The sequence below is a fragment of the Bacillus cereus group sp. N8 genome, assembly GCF_016483685.1.
Classification (GTDB): domain Bacteria; phylum Bacillota; class Bacilli; order Bacillales; family Bacillaceae_G; genus Bacillus_A; species Bacillus_A proteolyticus.
The window spans coordinates 1-19,143 of sequence record NZ_JAEHBK010000050.1 but is presented as its reverse complement, the minus strand read 5'-3'; the positions used below and the strand labels follow the sequence as shown (position 1 = coordinate 19,143).

Below are 19,143 nucleotides of genomic sequence, written 5' to 3'. Positions count from 1 at the left end.
ATGACAGCCAAACGGATCAACTTCAGCTTAATATCCTTACTAAGAGAAAGCCATTCAGATGTACCAATTTTCATATCTTTTTCCTCCCCATTCCCCTTTTATACTTGGCGTATCGCCAGCATTTTGGAAAAAACCACGTTAAGAGTTTTCTAGCCATTTTAATCATGTTTTAAATTATGTTGCATACGGAAGAGGTCTATTATAAATAAATTGTGTTGGCGTTCAATTTTAGTAATTTTTCTTCTTGTAACGCAACACAATTAATATTGTGTTGTATGGGCAGGCTAAACAAGAGTCCTTGTTTCTTTTAAACATATATAGATGTTATTTCATATAAAGTGATAATCTGTTTAAATATGACCATTAAAATTTGTTTTTGTTTCGAAATATTCAGAAGCATTTCAGGTATGTAAGACAAATGAAAGATAGTTCAATATGAAAAATATTGTAGTTTAGGTACACTCATTAACATAAACTACAAGAAAAGAGGCATACTCACATGGGCATACTACAGGTTCGCGACTTAAGTAAAATCTACACAGGAAAAGTATCCTATAAAGCACTTTCAAATATTGATTTGACAATAAATAAGGGGGAGTTTGTAGGAATTATGGGGCCATCTGGAAGTGGAAAAACTACTTTCCTCAATATGATTTCTACTATTGATGCGCCAACATCGGGGGAAGTATTGATTAATGGCAAGAACCCTTATCGTTTGTCCTCTCATGACTTAGCACTATTTCGGCGTCGTGAATTAGGATTTATCTTTCAATCATTTAACCTTTTGAATACTTTAACAGTAAAAGAAAATATTCTTCTTCCACTTACATTAGACAATGTAAATCTGAAAGAAATGAACAAACGAGTAGAACTAATTTCCACCCAATTAGGTATTGGGAAAATTTCAAATAAACGAACCTATGAAATTTCAGGCGGACAAGCTCAACGAACAGCGATTGCTCGTGCACTCATTCATTCTCCTCAATTAGTTCTTGCAGATGAACCAACAGGGAACTTAGATTCAAAAGCTGCTGGTGATGTAATGGAACTATTAACAAAATTAAACAAGGAACAACAAGCAACCATGATGTTAGTGACACATGATCCAATGGCTGCGAGTTACTGCGACCGAGTGGTCTTTATTAAAGATGGTACATTTTATAATGAAATTTATTGTAGTGATAATCGTTCTATGTTTTATCAAAACATTATAGATGTATTGTCCTTACTAGGAGGAAATCAACATGAATTTTCGTCAATTCGCATGTAATAACGTCATTCGCAATAAACGATTATATATCGGTCATTTTTTAAGTAGTGTATTTGCTGTTATGATTTTTTTTACTTTTGAGTTACTTGCATTTCACCCTTATTTCACTGGGAAACTTGCATCGACAAGTGCAACTATGAGTGCTTTGGGCACACAAGGATTTAAGATTGCTCAATATTTGATTATATTTTTTTCCTTTTTCTTCATTCTATATTCTGTCACTGCGTTTTTAAAAACAAGAAAGCGAGAATTTGGAATTTTAATGCTACATGGCATGGCTAACTCCCAATTACACAAACTAATCTTTATTGAAAATATGTTCATTGGGTGTTGCTCTATTTTTGTTGGTATTGGAATTGGACTTATTTTTGGAAAGTTAGTTTTTTTAGTGAGTGCTTCCCTTTTGGCATTAAAAGGCGGCCTTCCATTTTATTTTCCATCAAAAGCGATTCTAATAACAGGTCTTTCGTTCCTCATTCTTTTTATAGTTGTTTCTTTGTACACTACGCGAATGATGAAAATATCTCAGCTTATCGAACTCATGAAATCAGAAGAAAAACCAAAACCAGAACCAAAGTCATCTAAATGGTTAGCTTTACTCTCTATTCTTTTTATTGGTATAGGATATGCATCAGCATTTTATTTATATACTGCGTTATTGAAAGGAAATAGTTTTGTATATGTCCTGTTAGCTTGCGTCTTTTTCACTGTAGTAGGAACATACTTTTTATTTACCCAACTCAGCTTTTATCTCATCCAAACATTGAAGAAGCGTCAACATACTTTCTTTAAAAAGACCAATCTGTTAACTCTTTCAGAGTTAGCGTATCGAATGACAGATAATGCGAAAACGCTATTTTTAGTGTGTATTCTTTCTGCTGTTGCTTTTACTTCTATTGGTGTTTGTCTTGCAGTAGGAAGCAGTGCATTCGCACAATCTCAGACTCCTTACGCATTTAGTTATACATCCTATAAGGGAAATGTAGAGGAAGCATCTCATATTGCTCAGATAAAAAAACAATTAAATGATGCTGACTTTTCCTATAAATTGATCTCTCCTACTGTATTTACAACAGAAAATACGGCAGATATCATGAAGCTTACTGATTATAATGCATCCGCTAAAATACTAGGGTATCCTGTTGAAACTTTGCAAAATGAACAAGACAGTCTCATTCTTCCATCAAAAAGTAGGCTTAGAGGAGAATCTCAAGATGAATTTAAAAAAGAAATTTCATCTTATACACTGCAGGAAGGGAATATACGTATCAATGTTTCTGGCAAAAAATTATTAATGGATAATATACTGAGTCCTTCCTTTGGTTATATTTCTGTTGTCTCAGACTCAGTTTACGAAAAAATAATCAATACGCCACCATTGCAAAAACAGGAGCATAATCAATATACACAATATGGTTTTTTAATTAAAAATTGGACAGAAACGGAAGATATCTCTAAACAATTCATGAAGATGTTCCCTTATGATAGCGAAAAAATAAATCCACCTTATAAGCTTGAATCCTTATTTTTACAATGGTTAGAAGGAAAACAAGCAAATGGACTTCTTTCTATTATTAGTGTATTAGTAGGCATTGTATTTTTTGTGTTTGCGATCAGCTTTTTGTACTTCCGTCTATTTACAGATCTAGATCGAGACAAAAAACAGTATGAAATGCTTTCTAAAGTAGGGTTAAGCCAAAAAGAGTTAAAGAGAATTGTAACTCAACAAATTAGTATATTGTTTTTTGTACCAATTGTAATTGCGATAATTCATAGTAGCGTGGCCTTTGTAGCATTACAATATTTAGCGCAGCGTAAGTATATAGATATATCTGTTACAGGAAATTCCATTCTTATATTTACAAGTTTTATATGCGTACAAATCATTTATTTCTTAATTATCCGAAGAAATTATTCACGTCAGATACTTCAATTAATACGCTAATACGCCATGTAGTTTAAGCATATTTACCATTTAAACGGAAAAATATTTTTCAGCTCAATGTTACTCAACTTAGTTACGTATTTTAATTTGTTTTGTAATATGATGCAAAAATTAGAAAAACGATCTTCTTTTTAAACGAATTTTTTAGAGAGAAGATCGTTTTTAAATTTATTAATATATCAATTTAATACACACACATTATTAATTGGATTTGCAACGAAATGAAGTTTAGTATTAGTAAGGAATTATTTTGGATAGAAAATAGCCTTAGCGTTTTTTGTTCCGAAATGCTGGCGATACCCCTCGTAGAGAAAGGGTTAAGTCGTAGATAATGACTACCCTTTTTATTTTTCCTAAAAAACCTAAAAACACATATAAAGTCCGTTTCTCCCTTTACATGCGTTTTTATAAAAAATACGACTCATTGTATTAATAACCTCATCAAAATCCCATACAACTAAATCTGAAAGGTTATTTTTTAATTGAACCTCAATTTTTTCATGTATTCTTTAAATAAAGGCTCAGTTAACGTTTAGTGTTGATTTTCATGGTAAGATTGAAGTATGTAACAACATGTCGCTACAAAAAGAACGGAGGAAATACGGTGAAAATGCATCTTCAAGAAAGTTTATATGTTGAGTTAAAAAATGCAATTCGTTGTCATTATAACGAACTTATAACTAGGTGCGGTGTTGATACAATATATGGGTACTCCATATTTACAGACGATTGTGTCAGTAGCATTGGACCAGTGGCTAATAAAGAAAGACTGATCAAAGTTAATAAATCGGACCCTTTATACAATTATTATAGATATGGAGCTGTTGAGTGGAGCGAATGGGACGATTTCGGAATGTTTGATGAAGTGAACAAAATTATTAAGAAATATCATGAAACCGTCGAAGATGACTTTAACATGGGAGTAAGTACACTGTTGAAAGAATCGTTAAATGTGTTAATGGAACTTGAATCAGAAGGATTGTTTGGAGACAGAAATGATAATCGATTTATTGTCATTTGTGTAGCTGATTCATCGAACGAAATCATGATTGAATCAGCTCGATTGCTTAATACATTAAAGATATACGAAGAATATGCTTCAGAATTTGCATAAGAATGAATATAAGTAAAACTGCTCTCTATAAGAGGCGGTTTTCTTTTGTTCGAAAGTCAACAATTAATATTAACAGAGCCTTTATCTAAAAATACAGCCCTTACTATACATTTTTATTCATAACTTTAGAGGAGTTTTTTGCTACAAAATATCCTGTCATACCAGATATAAAGCTCGGTCGTAAACTCCAAAAAAAGAAGACCCCTTACTGTTGCTTTGAAATAAAGTTTGATTAAAATGCATGGGTTGATTTTTTTGAGCTATTTATTTTTGTTATTAAGTTTGACAAGCAAATAGTGAAGATTAGCTCCCTGTTCAGTATTATTTACATTTACTACATAAAATTTCGTTTGCTATCTTAGCTAATACTTTATCTAATTGTCCAACAGGCATATTTTTGTCTTCGGATAATACTAAAGAAACTGCAAATCGTTCACCACGTTCAATTGTTTTACCGCATTGTGAACATACTAAATTTACATCTTTAAAATGATTTATTAATGTATCTAACATATTACTTATTCCTCCCACTTAATTGTTTAATATAAAAATATATAAATATCATTATTTTTATTATACACAATTAAAAAGAAAAGATGGAGTAAAATTCCAATTCACACCATCTTTAACAACAACTTTTTTCAAAACGTCGCGACTTTATTATAAACATCGCATCTTTTTTCAAAACATCGTGACTTTATTTCAAACCAACAGTTCCTTATCATACAAAGAACCGGGTAAAAGATATCCTAAATTATGTCTAACTGTACACAATTTCTTTTTAATCATGTACTTGCATAGAAAGATAATAAATTCCCTTATTGGTTACGAAGACATATTCTTCATAACTACAAGCATAATAGGCTCCTATATCTAATTTTACCCAATAAACTGCTCCAATCCCTTGTTCAAATGTATTCAATAACTGTTCTATTATAAACTCCTTCGGTGTTAATCCTTTCAAATCATATCCACTGGGTATTGTTCCGAACCAATACTCTTCACTGTCAGGGAATTCACAAGAAAGGAAATCCTGCTGCCATTCATTCAACTGTATAAGTTCTATTGTGTCGTCACTAGTAGCTTTTATATCCTTTTTTATAAGCTCACATATATCTTCTTTTGTATTTTCTGATAAAAGATATAGTCTATAATCATTACCTACGCCATCATATTCATTAACCTTAGCAAAATCACTTAATATTCTATTAATCTTTTCCATGTCTAAGCTCCTTCATCAATAATTAGGAAATAATTCCAACATTATTATAGCAAGGTGCTACATGCTTCCCAATGGATATGTTTTATATTTGGCGGTATGCCTTATTTACAATGTTTTAAATGTATACTTTTCTTGTTGATTTTGAGGGTATTAGGCGGATTGGGGTAAAGTCCATGTTTTCGGTAGTTCAAATGTAAATAAATGGGTAAAAGTTTACATTCGGGTTTTGAATCATTTATAGCTAATTTTGTAATAAATTTCTCAATATTGATATAGATGTTAAATATGGGTTTTATATCGAAAATTAACAAAAAATATAATATCATAAAAATTAAGATGGTTTGTGTCACTTGTTTTTCCCTTTTGCTTAAGATAAGATCATCCTCTCCGATCTTATCTTTTTTTGTGGATTTGTAACAAAAAAAGGAATCCTTATATATAATAAGGATTCTGCAACAGGAAATAACAAAATATAAACAATAAAAAGAATTACTTATATTATAGTTTACATAGTAATGATATAATATTGAGAAATTTTCACGTAAATCCAATATGTATTACGTAGCAATTGTAGAAATGGCTTGTTTATAGACTAGCTGGTGCTTGCCGTAAAATGTGTCCAAATTGTGTCTAAATGTACAATTTTCTTTTTTGCATGGCCGTCCACCTACCAAAAACAAACTACCCCAGAATGATAAAAGTGAGCCGAATTCTCATAAATAACTGTAAAAAGGTAAAATTTTCTTTATGGGAGTATCTCAAAATATTAGGTTGATGGGCATGCGGCTGTATCCCTTTATTGTATATTTTGGAGTTATTTTACGTTTATTCAATAAGCAATTGAATTTGACAACTATACGATTCTGTATTAAAGAAATCATTATATAACTCCACTTCGATGAAACTTTTAACTTTTAAATTATGTTCTTTTGCATATTTAATTATTTTATTTCTACGTTCCTCCTCATTCTCTTTACTATAGGCTAACGTTACATACTGTCCCTTTGGGAATACTTTTATACTTTCTTCACCTTCTATATTAGAATCCCCTTGAAATCCACTGAATACATACCTTGGCTCTACATGCCACTCTGAATTAACGCTATATATGATTCCTCTTTCAAATGACATTTTTTCTTCCTTATCTTGAATGATTTTCTCTAAATTTGAATAGTAAAGTATCTCCTGTAAACTTTCCACTTCTTTACATGGAGCTACAAAGACATAACGCTGTTCAAAGAATTGAATAGATATTTCATCATTACTTACTATATCCTTAGAAGTCTCTACCTTCATATTTAAACTATCAATGGTTTTGATTATTTCTTGCATTTTCTTTATGTTTTTTTCTGCCTCATTTCTTTTTAATTGTAAAAATTGTAGTAGTTTCTCCGTATCGCAATCCTTAAAAATCTCTTGAAGTTCTACAATACTAGTCCGCAACTCTCTACCACCTTTTATAATATCTATATGAATAAATTGATCTATAGAATAATACCTATAGCCTGTTTTTTTATCAATATATCTTGGAATGAGAATACCCATTTTGTGATAATATCTTAACGCTTTTATTGTAATGTCTTTCATTTTCGCAACTTCTCCAATAGAAAATAAGTTTTTCACCCTAATCACTTCCTTTATATTTTTTCTTACATGATTGTTGACTCTCCTCTTAGGAGAGACCTTATGATTATCATAAGGCATTCACAAGAAAATACGAAATAAAAATTTACTTATATAAAAGGAAGTTTATAAACATGGATCAAGTAATATACAGAAGCCTAGTTAAAGAGGATTATGAAGCAGTTAAAACATTGATTGGTGAAGCATTTGGCTTCAATGAATTTATTAAGGATAAGAAATTTTTAGATTCAGCATTAAACATCTATCTACAAGGTTGTATTTTAGAAAGTTCATTTAGCAAAGTAGCAGAAAGAAACAATAAAGTTATTGGTGTTATTTTAGGCGATTCAAAAAAAGACAAAAATCGTTTAAAGAAAGCTCATAATACTTTAAGTATGGCCTACAGCATGCTTAAAGTACTCATGGCTAATAAGGAAAATAAAAAATTCATAAAGGAATTCTCAAAGGTTCAAGATGCATATAAAGAAATTATTAAAGGAAAAGAAGACGATTTTCAAGGGTGTATACAGTTATTTATTGTATCAGGGGAATCTAGAGGTCTTGGGGTTGGAAAGGCTCTCATGAATCATTTGTATAAGTATATGAAAAGTATGGATGTGAATTCTTTATATCTATATACAGATAATAGATGTAACTATGGATTTTATGACAGTCAAAACTTTGAACGTATAAATGAAAAAGAAATTTATTTTGATTCAACGGAAGATAAACTTAATGTATTTTTATACTGTTATGATTTTTAAATAATAGTAAAAAACTGTATCACTTATTTGTGATACGGTTCTCTGTAACAGTGCAGACGGTCAATTTTCCGATTTCATAAGCAATATATTATAAATGGGGGGATTTAACGTTTTATTATCCAGCTAGTTTTATATTGAATTAGATTACGGTAAAAAGTATAAATAAGTTAATAAAGAAAGAGGTTCATGTAAATATGGTTCATTACAACAATGAAGATAGCCTACGAGTATTTACGTTAAAAGGAACGATTATAAGGGGGATTTTCCCTCAAATTTTATTATATATATGTATCTCAATAGGTATGGTTATGATTAATCACCATTATGTAGAAATAGATATAAATCCAACTCCATGGGTTATTGTTGGTGGAGCTTTAGGTTTACTATTAGTATTTCGGACCAATACTGCCTATGATAGATACTGGGAAGGGAGAAAGTTATTTGGCGCCATTGGCGGCTCTACTAGGAATTTGGCAGTGAGTTTTTTAGGCAATTGGGATTCTAAAGGGAAAAATACAGATCAGGAGATGTTGAAGTTTATACATCTATTAATTGCTTTCCCAAAATTGGCGAAACAACATTTGAGAGATGAGAAAGATTTATCTGAAGTAAAAGATTTGTTTGAATTATGTTCTGATAAGGAAAAAAAGTTATTGATTGAGTCAAACTATTTACCGATTACTATTGTGTTTATGTTAAAAACTATCCTATCAAAAGGATTAAAATCTGGTCATCTTCACCCAAATATAATAATTAATATGGAGGCGGATTTGAATAATCTGCTTACTGCTATTGGTGGATGTGACCGTATTAAAGCAACCCCTATTCCTTTTGCGTATTTCGCCCATATAAAAATTTTACTGATAATATTTTGTGGGACTTTACCAATTGGTTTTGTTGATAGTCTCGAATGGTTTACAGTGTTTGTAACTACGTTTATTAGTTTTGCATTTATAGGGATTGAAGCGATAGGAGTGGAAATCGAAGATCCATTCGGTCATGATCCAAATGATCTTCCGCTAGACGAGATTTGTATAGGAGTGGAAACTCATTTATTAGACTTATACAATCAAAATAATCTATTAGAGTCGTCAGCTTTAAATTTTGATAAAAAAATCATCTAATTGCATATTTCATGAGACTTTTTAAATTATTTATTCATATGTCACTAAAGACATTAATATTACGCATAAAACAGTTAAAGCAGAAGATGGATATGGTATTCCAATCAGAATTTATACCAGTATTTCTAAACGAGAGAATGCGCCAATTTTATACTTTATTCATGGTGGGGGATTCATGGCTGGATCACCAGATGCGATAGAAGAACTTGTGAAATTGATAGTAGAAAAAACAGATATACTGTGGATTATCGATTACAAAAAACTAATTCTAAATATTTAAGTCCATATGTTGATGTATCCCCAGACTATCCAAGTACATTTATTACGGTCGGAGAACATGATTTTTTAACGATAGAATGTTTAGCGTATGCAGCTAAATTGACTAAAAAAGGAGTTGAAACTGAGACAGTCCTCTATCGTGGTTTAGGGCACGCTTACGGAGATAATGTAGGTGTCTATCCTCAAAGTGAGGATTTAGCAATTGAGATGGGGAATTTTATATTAAAACATAGTGAGAGGTAATTGGCTTGATGAAAAATAGAAACGTAATATTAATTTCAATTTTCGCTATTTTACTATTTATCTTTGCATTTACAGACCTACAGATATCCCATAGTTTATATCAACCAACTAATAAAATTGCTCTTTTTTTACAAGTTGTAGGAGAAATTCCAGCGATGCTTATTGCTTTATTTTCTAGTATGTATTTATTTAAAACTAGAAAGAATAAAGGTTCAAGAGGATATTATCTTGCTGGAATTGGCTATGGCGTAGTCATTCTTTTGTTCGCTTTTATAGCTTCATTTATGCTAGTACATAATTTAACCATCTCAACATTCTTAATACCGATTTTTATGAGTGGTTTAATTGTAGCCTGTTATATGATTGCCAAATCATGGAGTAATTATGATGATGCAAGATTAAGGGATATTGCATTAATTGGATTATTAAGCGTAGTTATTGTGTTAATTACATTTAATTTAATGAAACTAGGGTGGGGTAGAGAACGTTATCGTCATATGGTTTCTATTGGATCTTTTGACGGATTTTCAAAATGGTTTATACCTCAAGGAAGTGCCCAAAGTGATGAATTTATGTCATTTCCTTCAGGGCATAGTGCTAATTCAGCGTTGGTCATTTGGTTGAGTTTATTACCAGGATATTTCGCTTCATTAAAAAATAAAAAAATAGTTATTTGGATTTGCATTCTTATGTGGATGATATTAGTACCAATTAGTCGTATTGTAGTAGGGGCTCATTTTGCTTCAGATGTTACAATTGGATTTGCTATTTCATTAATTGTTTTTATGTCTCTGAAAAAAATTATGTGGAGCGATAAGAAAAAAATTAATGTATCAAGTATCCATAAACAGATAGGCAAATAATATTTATTGAATTTTACATTAGTAAATACTTCAATAAACACTATATTTTCCCCTATTCAGTTTAGAGATAATAAGAAAATCTTTTCCTTCGAGAAATTATTTTGAGATTATGTAATGATTTTTTTAGGTATGGCTTGTGCATTAATTGGTTTTTATATGATTAAAAAGGATATTATAAAGAATACCCTGATTTTAAGAAATCAGGGTATTTATCATTTGGGATATTTCCTAGTCATAAAGTCATGACTTCACTTATTTTAGTAATAGGCCCAGTACCAGCGTTGCTGTAACCAGGGGCAAAGTAGCAAATAATGATATATCATTTCCACTCTGTCCCATTCATTTGTATTGCTAATTATCTTTTTGTTGTATTTTACGATACAGTGTCATGCGAGAGATACCAGCTTTTTCTGCAGCATCCGTACGATTCATTCCTTGATCTATAAGATATAAAGCATAATTTACCTTTTCTTCATCAGTTTTGGGTCTTCCGGGATGCTTCCCACGTTTCTTGGCTGCTTTGATTCCCTCTTTTGTTCGTTCAGAGGTCAAATCTCTTTCAAATTGAGCAATCCCTGCAAAAACAGTAAAGAGCATTTTTCCGTGTGCTGTTGTTGTATCAAGCCAAGCTTCTTTTAGACTTTTCAAGTTTACTCCTTTTTGAGAAATGAGTTCGGCAATTTCAATTAAATCTTTTGTAGAACGAGAAAGACGAGTCAAATCTGTTACTACTACTGTATCTCCTTGGCGTAGAAATTCTAACATACGATTCAACTCAGGACGATCTCGTTTAACTCCTGTTATTTTTTCAAAGAAAATACGCTCACAACCGGCTTCTTTTAATTGTTGTTCTTGGCGATCTAAATTTTGATCAATCGTAGACACTCGCATATATCCAAATTTCATGTAATTCTTCCTTTTTTTATTTTTATTGTATCAAAAATGTCTTTTAATATATATTGTTACAAATAATTTTGTTACACATTTTTGTTACACCGAGATTGCTGGTTTACTTGACTTCATATTTTGATACAAACTGCTGTAACAAAAATGGTCGTTTTTGTTACAGGCATTTCATAAAAAAACCACTCTTTATTAGAGTGGCTTCTTATAATGTCTTTTTTACAAACAAAATAAAAATCAACAGACTTATAAACCCAGATACCGCACAAACGATAAATAACATTTGATATCCCATGAGTTGTGAAACAAACCCTAGAATGATCGATCCTAAACCAATTCCTAAATCAAAAGCAGTAAAAAATGTAGCGTTCGCTACGCCCCTTTTCTCTGGTGGAGCTAATCGTATAGTTACTACTTGAAGAGCAGGTTGTGCCGATCCAAATCCAATTCCGTACAAAATAGCTGTTATAACGAGTCCAACAAGCCCTTTTGTCATTGCTAGGACGAATAGTGCAATTATCATTATAAAAAGCGCAGGAACAATAATGATCCCTTCTCCACGCTTATCGGATATTTTCCCTGCAATCGGTCTAATTACTATAAGTGTGACAGCATAAACTAAGAAAAAAGTACCAGCATTCACTTGAATCTTTGCCGCAAACAGTGGTAAAAATGTTGTAATGCCACCAAAAGTAAGGGATAAGAAAAATGTCACAATAGCGATTGGTAAAACTGTTTTTTCAAAAAATGATATTGGTTGTTTTGATGTATGCTGAAGGGCTGGTATTTTTGTACCAAATGCAAGTAGGAATGCCATAATTGCTAATGCTGTGCATAGAAGAAATAGATAATGAAATGAAAATGATTTTGCTACCCAAAGACCTAATATTGGTCCTAAAGCCATGCCTAAAGTCATGGCAAGTCCATACCATCCCATTCCTTCTCCACGACGAGATTGTGGAATAACATCAGTCACAGCTGTTCCTATCGAAGTTGTAGCAACTGCCCAACTTACTCCATGGAGGATACGTAATACCACTAAAAATATAATTCCTGTTACCCAATCATAAAAATACATTGTAATTGCAAAGAATAGTAGTCCGCTTATTATAAATCCCCATCGACCATATCGATCCATTAATCCTCCAACAATAGGACGAAAAATGACTGCCGATATTGTAAACACTCCAATAATAAATCCAACTTGAGATTCACTTCCACCTAATTCTTTAATAAACATAGGTAGTGTTGGCATTAGTAAATAAAAACCACTAAATAGTAATAATGCTGTAATGGTCAGCATTATATAGTTTTTTGTCCATAAACGTTCCATTGTAATGTAATCCTGCTTTCTTTCGTTTAATAAGTTGAGAATGGAAAGCTCGCATCAATTGGGGCCTTACTGCCCAATTGATACGAGCTAAGCAAATAAAAAAGCAGTACCACCCGCTATAAAAGTGTTGGTACTGCCATATAGAGTGACAAGTGTTTTGTAAATTAGAACTTACTTGCTACTTTAATCGCTTTTTCAAGCCCTACAGCAATAATTTCTTCTGCTTTATCTGGGAATTGGTTGTGACCTTCAATTACTATTTTTTCTATATCTTTTGCACCGAAGAAGCCCATCATACTTGCTACATATTTAACAGCCATTTCCATTGGAGCTTTTGGTCCTTCAGAATATACACCGCCACTTGCGTTTAATAATGCAATTTTTTTATTTCCAATAAGACCTACTGGACCTTCTGACGTATATTTAAATGTTTTTCCCGCGCGGTTTAAGTAATCAATATATGTGTGCAGTACAGCTGGGATTGTTAAATTCCATAATGGGAAGCCAAAAACAACTTTATCAGCTGCAAGGAATTGATCTAAATATTTATCAGCAACAGCTACTGCTTTTGCTTCTTCTGCTGTTAAATCAAATCCTCTACTAGACTTAAATGTGCCGTTAATCATATCTACTCCTACATATGGCAATTCCTCGTTGTATAAATCAAGCTCTACTACCGTCTCATTTGGATGAGATTCTTTATAACTTGCTAAAAAAGCATAATATAATTTTACGCTAACTGATTGATCTGCTGGGCGGTTGTTTGCTTTTACAAATAAAACTGTTGTCATGTTTTTTCCTCCTGTTACTCTCTATTACGTTGTTATTATTTACTTAATAAAAAGGGGTAGCCCATTTCTTCTATAACAAAAATAACGTAGTCAATTTGATTGACTACGTTCTCTATAGTACAATAGAACCTCAATGTAGTCAACTCTATTGACTTCTTTTAAGGAGGTTTTATGTATGAATCATCGAATAATGAGTGAATTGGATCTCACATCACTTTTGTCATTATCCTTTAGTGCATCGATTAATGAGCTACATGACAAATTGAGTGAATTAGGATTTGAAGATATTAGACCTGCACATGGTTTTATGTTTAAGCGTCTCATCCCTGATGGAGCAACAGGGATAGAACTAGCTGAATATTTAGGAATTACAAAGCAAGCTGTGAGTAAAATGGTGGATTTTCTTGAGAAAAGTGGTTATGTAATGCGCCAAACTCATCCAACTGATAAGAGAGGGAAAATTATTGTTTTGACCGAACGCGGTCGGTTAGTAATGAAAGCAAAAGAGGAGATACTAACTGAGATTGAAGGACGCTGGATTGAAATCATAGGTGCTGAACGAATGCAAATGCTCAAAGAAGATCTAACAAATTTAATTCAAGAAGCAAATGAAGGTAAATTATCATTGAGGGTAAAACCTATCTGGTAAATATAAAGTTTATAAAGGGGTAGCACCATATGCCCATCAATTTAAGAATTTTATAACGCCCCCAAAACCAAAAATTGTACATTTTCATCTGGAGATGCCAATTTTCTCGTTTTGGGGTATTTGCTTTTCTTAGCTTGATTGTGATGTGGAGTTTTTTATGAAAAGACACCTTAAAGAAAGAATGGGAAACGTATATTCAAAACTATAAAAATAGTGGATTATTAAAAGTTGTCTGGTGTCAAAACAGAACTTACCAGTTCATTCCCTATATTACTGACTGAAAAAATTATCACCTGAAATTGAAGGTCCAAATACAAATAAGCGTGTGGATTGGATGTCTCTGTCGTAGAATAATGTTTTATTAGACTGGTGAGTTGAAAAAAGAGCCGTTGCCCTGCACACCCCATGCAGGATAACAGCTCTTCTGCATACTATTCGTTCTTGCAAACGCCATTCTCGCAAACTGGACCCGCTTCGCTTGAAGTGGGGTTCAGTTCGGTTAATGGCTGTGCTTCGGCCCATGTTTTCTCAAGCGCTTCGAGAAATACATTCGCCGGCTGCGCGCCGGAAACAGCATATTTGCGATTGATGACATAAAACGGTACGCCACTTACACCTAAACGAATGCCCTCGAGATGATCCGCCCGCACTTCATCGGTGAATTTATCGCTTACCAACATTTCCTCTGTAGCTTTTGGATCAAGTCCTGCTTCGGCGGCAATCTCAATCAACGTTTCATGACGGCCGACATGCTTGCATTCGGTAAAATAAGCTTTGAACAACAGCTCGGACACCTCATTATTTTTGCCATGCTGCGCCGCAAAGTGAAGCAGACGGTGAGCGTCTAACGTATTTGTCAGCTGAAGCGTATCAAATCTAAGATCTAAGCCATCTGCTTCAGCCTGTTTGGCAAGCCCTTCGTGTATCGCCTTTGCTTCTTCTCGGCTCATTCCAGACCTGGTGGAAAGCGCATCGTACGCATCATACGCTACATCTTTCCTCGCGTTTTCATTCAGTTGAAAGCTTTTGTAAACAATTTGCACTTGATCTTTATGGACAAATTGCTCAAGTCCTGCTTCGATACGACGTTTCCCAATATAACAGAATGGACAAGCAATGTCTGACCACACTTCTACTTTCATTTGAAACCCTCCTTCATACTGCAACTATCGGGACTTTTGCTTAGCGTATAGCCCCTTCAAGGCTTGCGCCGAGTGAATATCGAGTAGCTTGCCGCAACCGCGACTCAACTTGATAGACCATATTATGCATAGTACAATAAATCTAGAAATAAACTCAATTTAATTGACTTTATTTCTAGATTTATTGGTTCTGGTGCAAATAATTAAAGAAGATATAAAAAGGTGTAGATTTTTCGTTTCGCTATATTTTACATTCACTTTTGAAAACTACTCTAGATCGGATTGGGAATACTTCATTCCTTTCTTTTTTTCTCTTACAGTTTGATCTTGTAGTCATTTCACTAATAGCTATATATTTATTAGATTTTGGATTAATTAATTTTGTAGTCTTAACTGGCATTGCAATAATGACTTTAATAATTCAGTTCATTTATTATTATTCAAATTGGAAAAACCTCTCAAGTGACTTTGATAGGTTTCAAGATATATTGACTACTGATAACAAAATTTATGTAAACAAAGGGGAAAAATATGATTAAACAAGCTAGTGAAAATGATCTGAATGAAATTCTAGCAAAATCAGATAATGCTCTATACGAAGGAACATTCAAGACTTTTAAGCCTACACAAAAACGAGTAAAAGAAATTATACAAACAACATTAGAACAAGGAGCATACTACTTAGTACTCAAAGACGATGACAATCTAAATGATGACTTAAAGGGATGGATTCTAATTGGCAGTGGTAAAGATTATTTTTCACAAGAGAGTGTAGGATTCATTTACGAATTATACGTTTTACCAGAGTATCGTGGTCAAAAGCTTTCAAAGAAATTGATGAAAGCAGGATTAGATGAGTTGTCTTTAAAAGGACATAAAGAAATACGATTAAATGTTCATGCAATGAACTTTGCAAGAGAACTATATAAAGAGTTTGGTTTTGTAGATCGGCAGATTTCCATGAGTTTAACTTATAAATAAAGAAATTCCAATAACAATTGATTATGTGAACGAAAAGTCCCTTCAGAAGATTCGAAGGGACTTTTTCTAGGTTTTTAGATACAGTGACTGCTGATAATGAGACGTTATGTTAACTTGATTTGTATATCATATACACCATTTCAATACTAATTAATTCAATTTTTATTCTCCTAAGAGCATGCTGATTCTTAGTAAATATATATCGTCTTTATCAATATCAAAATCTCCTTGTGAAAGAAGATTATCAATTTCCGTTAAATCCTCATTATATTGAGAAATTTCGTCAGGTGATAAGTTTTTTAAAGGTTGTTTTTTTATCTTTTCAATTCTGTTAAGGATATAATTTGGCATAAAACCATGCTTTAAACTAATAAGAGCTAGATTCAAAAACACAGACGCATATTCCACTTTGTTTTTTTTCATAGAAAAAATGGATTCTTCAAAAGTAGCAGCTACAGATTGCTTAACCGTAAAATTTTGTTCATTTCTAAATTCGTCATAAATTTCTATAGTACATTCTTTAGCTTTAATATAAACTTTTTCATTCATTTTCTCACCTACTTAGTATATGTATTCAATATTATATCAGGGAACTTATTTCTAAACTCCAATATGGGGGAGTGACAAGGTTACTGTCATAGACCGCAAAGTATGAACTAATAAAATTTTCAAAAATGCATTGTACACTTTTGAAAAAGGTTTATGGTAATCATTTTGGCAATTATTTTTGGTAAGATTGTATACCATTGATACTAATTCACTTTGCGGTTCATAGCAAGAACCCTGTCATTATCCCAAGAACTTGAGTTAGAGAACAAAATAGAAAACAAATCATCAAATAACTACTGATAACGAGAATTATGTAAATGAGCTGTCCATATGGACAGCTCATTATTTTTTTGCTTAGACCAAATGTTTTCCCTTACAACATTTTTATTCGCCACATTTATTGTATTAAAATCCAGTGTTGGGTTTCTTTGCCCATCCCCTCGAAATGGGGGAATAGCAAGCGGATTATTAAAAAATCCTTATAAACAAAGGATTTTAACGTCTTTTAAAAATGATTATGTCAAAACATATACATTTCAATTGAAATATTTCAAATAATTATAATTTTTATTTTTGAAATGAAAAATTATAGATTTATAGCTAATTCCCCCATCTCGGGGATTTGAGCAAAAACACCTGAGTACAATGAAAAGAATAAAACCAAAAGCTAAAGGCTTATCGTTTTATTCTTTTCATTTAATTTCTTGCCCCATATCTTTCATCTCCATACTGATACCACACCTTTTTTTATTTTACTCTCCTACTTCTTTTTCCTTTTTAATAAACCTTATAATTAAGTCTTCACCTTTGTATCTAGGGTCTAACTTAATCTCACCTTTATATTCAATTACCTTCACCTTATCCATGACAATTATACTGTCATACAACTCTTGCCCTACCCATAACTTTTTAACTTTATCATCAACAATCAATTCTAAAGTAGGGCGTTCAAAGATAAGATACTCGTTCTCAACATGTCTCCCAAGAACAGGTGCTTCTATTGGCTTACCTTTCGCAACTAGTTCATCGTTTTGATACCCCTCTATTACTGACAAGACTATACAAAACAATACAAAACAACCAAAGTATATCCAATTTTTCTTTCTTCTCTTTTTCTTATATGCTTCCAGTTCTACAATATACGCTTCCAATTCATACTCTGTGTACCCCTTAACGTCTGTAGTCAAATAATAGGTTTTTCCAAACTGTTTACTTGTAAATGCTACATAGTCGTTTAAATACTCTGGGTCTTTCTCATAGTTTATAAATTTCTTTTCACCCATACTGCTACCCCTATCTGAAATTACCAAGATTACGTCTATTAAAAATCACTATAAATAATAATAAAAGCATCCCTATTCCAAACACAATAACATTGCTTTGAGCAATTTCTTGATCTCTCCAAGAGGTACAGCCGAGATATGTGTAAAAATAGGTTATAAGCTTACTTTTATTTCCGCTTGTAGTAACAATGCGTATAAATATATGTTTAATGTGTAATTTTTATGTAACAACGAAAAAAGCACCCGTTTGGATACTCTCAATGTGAAAGAGTGTGTGTATTGAATAAAATAGCGGTTAGATTGTCCTATTCCCCAATATATACTTGTCCTTCTTAAAATGTGAAAAAACGCTCTAAATAGATTCTTAATCATTTATCCACTAGTACTTCATAGGTGTACCCCAATTATTACTTTTATCAAGTTGAATCTTTCCGTCTTCATCTAACCTTTTGAGAAGATACTTAACACAATACATTTGATCTTCCATTACCATCCAATAACATATTTCATCAAACGATACTTTGTATAATGGTAATCTCAACATCTTAAGTACTTCCAACACATGAGAAGCGTGCTTTTCATAAAAGTTATTTAGTAAGTTATAGCTTTTTCTGTAAACTTTATCTCGTCTACATCCTCTAAATAGCCTTGTTCAATAAGTTTATCTTTAATGCCTGGTGCTTTGTTTATTTCTGATGGATTTCCTATGTAATCAGTAGCGTTTATTAGATAATGTAGCAATTCTTTTTCTTCTAACACAATTCATCTCCCCTTTATCTCATTATAACAAAAGAAACCGCTACAAACGTAACAGCTCTTTTAAGAGGATGTGATTAGATTTCACAAGACAAACGAACACAACGAACGAAAATAGAAATAGTTAACAAATGTCTGTTTTTATAGTTTATAGGTGGACATAACTATACTTTCATTTTATATATATAAATTATTGTTGATTGTATGTATATTTATTTCTATAAGAATCCTATACATTCTTCTCTATTCACCTATACTTATATTTTCACTAATTAATTATGATGTAGATATTAATTTAAAGTTATTTAT

General features: G+C 32.2%; 18 protein-coding genes and 1 pseudogene. 9 read left to right on the top strand and 10 right to left on the bottom strand.

What is annotated here, in order from left to right:
* Window positions 1-499: 499 nt before the first annotated feature.
* The 3 genes from JDS80_RS28380 (at window position 500) to JDS80_RS28370 (ending at window position 4,329) form a co-directional block, all read left to right on the top strand.
* Entirely contained in the window at window positions 500-1,270 is a 771-nt protein-coding gene (locus JDS80_RS28380; RefSeq protein WP_199640575.1) for an ABC transporter ATP-binding protein, read from the top strand.
* Window positions 1,245-3,215 (top strand): FtsX-like permease family protein, encoded by a 1,971-nt coding sequence (locus JDS80_RS28375; RefSeq protein ID WP_199640574.1) that lies wholly within the window; start codon window positions 1,245-1,247, stop codon window positions 3,213-3,215. Before JDS80_RS28380 ends, JDS80_RS28375 begins: the two co-directional genes overlap by 26 nt.
* A gap of 604 nt (window positions 3,216-3,819) precedes the next feature.
* The gene (locus JDS80_RS28370) at window positions 3,820-4,329 is read left to right on the top strand and encodes a DUF4303 domain-containing protein (RefSeq protein ID WP_199640573.1); all 510 of its coding nucleotides are present in this window, start codon (window positions 3,820-3,822) and stop codon (window positions 4,327-4,329) included.
* Between the two features lie 321 nt (window positions 4,330-4,650).
* Here the strand turns inward: JDS80_RS28370 and JDS80_RS28365 are convergent, their stop codons facing one another.
* From JDS80_RS28365 to JDS80_RS28355, 3 genes are all read right to left on the bottom strand, one after another.
* Window positions 4,651-4,842: a hypothetical protein gene (locus tag JDS80_RS28365; protein WP_000887514.1), complete on the bottom strand. Its 192-nt coding sequence runs from the start codon at window positions 4,840-4,842 to the stop codon at window positions 4,651-4,653.
* 268 nt (window positions 4,843-5,110) lie between these two features.
* Window positions 5,111-5,551 carry a hypothetical protein gene (locus JDS80_RS28360; RefSeq protein ID WP_002192034.1) on the bottom strand — a complete coding sequence of 147 codons (441 nt, stop codon included), beginning with the start codon at window positions 5,549-5,551 and terminating at the stop codon, window positions 5,111-5,113.
* A gap of 825 nt (window positions 5,552-6,376) precedes the next feature.
* The gene (locus JDS80_RS28355) at window positions 6,377-7,174 is read right to left on the bottom strand and encodes a MerR family DNA-binding transcriptional regulator (protein WP_199640572.1); all 798 of its coding nucleotides are present in this window, start codon (window positions 7,172-7,174) and stop codon (window positions 6,377-6,379) included.
* Window positions 7,175-7,308: 134 nt separating this feature from the next.
* Between JDS80_RS28355 and JDS80_RS28350 the strand changes: the two genes are divergently transcribed.
* From JDS80_RS28350 to JDS80_RS28335, 4 genes and pseudogenes are all read left to right on the top strand, one after another.
* On the top strand, window positions 7,309-7,938 hold the full coding sequence (locus JDS80_RS28350; RefSeq protein WP_199640571.1) for a GNAT family N-acetyltransferase: 630 nt from the start codon (window positions 7,309-7,311) through the stop codon (window positions 7,936-7,938).
* 194 nt (window positions 7,939-8,132) lie between these two features.
* Entirely contained in the window at window positions 8,133-9,062 is a 930-nt protein-coding gene (locus JDS80_RS28345; protein ID WP_199640570.1) for a bestrophin family protein, read from the top strand.
* A 40-nt stretch (window positions 9,063-9,102) separates the two neighbouring features.
* Window positions 9,103-9,584: pseudogene (locus JDS80_RS28340) on the top strand (alpha/beta hydrolase); the annotation flags it as partial.
* Window positions 9,585-9,592: 8 nt separating this feature from the next.
* Entirely contained in the window at window positions 9,593-10,447 is an 855-nt protein-coding gene (locus JDS80_RS28335) for a phosphatase PAP2 family protein (protein WP_199640576.1), read from the top strand.
* 351 nt (window positions 10,448-10,798) lie between these two features.
* Here JDS80_RS28335 and JDS80_RS28330 read toward each other — a convergent pair whose 3' ends face one another.
* The 3 genes from JDS80_RS28330 to JDS80_RS28320 all read right to left on the bottom strand — a co-directional run bounded on the left by JDS80_RS28330 (window position 10,799) and on the right by JDS80_RS28320 (window position 13,474).
* Window positions 10,799-11,353 carry a recombinase family protein gene (locus JDS80_RS28330; protein WP_199640569.1) on the bottom strand — a complete coding sequence of 185 codons (555 nt, stop codon included), beginning with the start codon at window positions 11,351-11,353 and terminating at the stop codon, window positions 10,799-10,801.
* Window positions 11,354-11,555: 202 nt separating this feature from the next.
* Window positions 11,556-12,683 (bottom strand): MFS transporter, encoded by a 1,128-nt coding sequence (locus JDS80_RS28325; protein ID WP_199640568.1) that lies wholly within the window; start codon window positions 12,681-12,683, stop codon window positions 11,556-11,558.
* Between the two features lie 164 nt (window positions 12,684-12,847).
* On the bottom strand, window positions 12,848-13,474 hold the full coding sequence (locus tag JDS80_RS28320) for an FMN-dependent NADH-azoreductase (RefSeq protein ID WP_199640567.1): 627 nt from the start codon (window positions 13,472-13,474) through the stop codon (window positions 12,848-12,850).
* Window positions 13,475-13,649: 175 nt separating this feature from the next.
* On the opposite strand from JDS80_RS28320, the gene JDS80_RS28315 reads away from it, so the two are divergent.
* A complete protein-coding gene (locus tag JDS80_RS28315) occupies window positions 13,650-14,123 on the top strand; it encodes a MarR family winged helix-turn-helix transcriptional regulator (RefSeq protein WP_199640566.1) in 474 nt (157 codons plus the stop codon).
* A gap of 431 nt (window positions 14,124-14,554) precedes the next feature.
* Here the strand turns inward: JDS80_RS28315 and JDS80_RS28310 are convergent, their stop codons facing one another.
* A complete protein-coding gene (locus JDS80_RS28310) occupies window positions 14,555-15,265 on the bottom strand; it encodes a DsbA family oxidoreductase (protein WP_199640565.1) in 711 nt (236 codons plus the stop codon).
* A 531-nt stretch (window positions 15,266-15,796) separates the two neighbouring features.
* Here JDS80_RS28310 and JDS80_RS28305 point away from each other — a divergent pair.
* Entirely contained in the window at window positions 15,797-16,246 is a 450-nt protein-coding gene (locus JDS80_RS28305; RefSeq protein ID WP_071747183.1) for a GNAT family N-acetyltransferase, read from the top strand.
* 162 nt (window positions 16,247-16,408) lie between these two features.
* Here the strand turns inward: JDS80_RS28305 and JDS80_RS28300 are convergent, their stop codons facing one another.
* The 3 genes from JDS80_RS28300 to JDS80_RS28290 form a co-directional block, all read right to left on the bottom strand.
* The gene (locus tag JDS80_RS28300; protein WP_199640564.1) at window positions 16,409-16,795 is read right to left on the bottom strand and encodes a hypothetical protein; all 387 of its coding nucleotides are present in this window, start codon (window positions 16,793-16,795) and stop codon (window positions 16,409-16,411) included.
* A gap of 752 nt (window positions 16,796-17,547) precedes the next feature.
* On the bottom strand, window positions 17,548-18,078 hold the full coding sequence (locus JDS80_RS28295) for a hypothetical protein (RefSeq protein ID WP_199640563.1): 531 nt from the start codon (window positions 18,076-18,078) through the stop codon (window positions 17,548-17,550).
* 591 nt (window positions 18,079-18,669) lie between these two features.
* Window positions 18,670-18,837: a hypothetical protein gene (locus JDS80_RS28290; RefSeq protein WP_199640562.1), complete on the bottom strand. Its 168-nt coding sequence runs from the start codon at window positions 18,835-18,837 to the stop codon at window positions 18,670-18,672.
* Window positions 18,838-19,143: the final 306 nt, after the last annotated feature.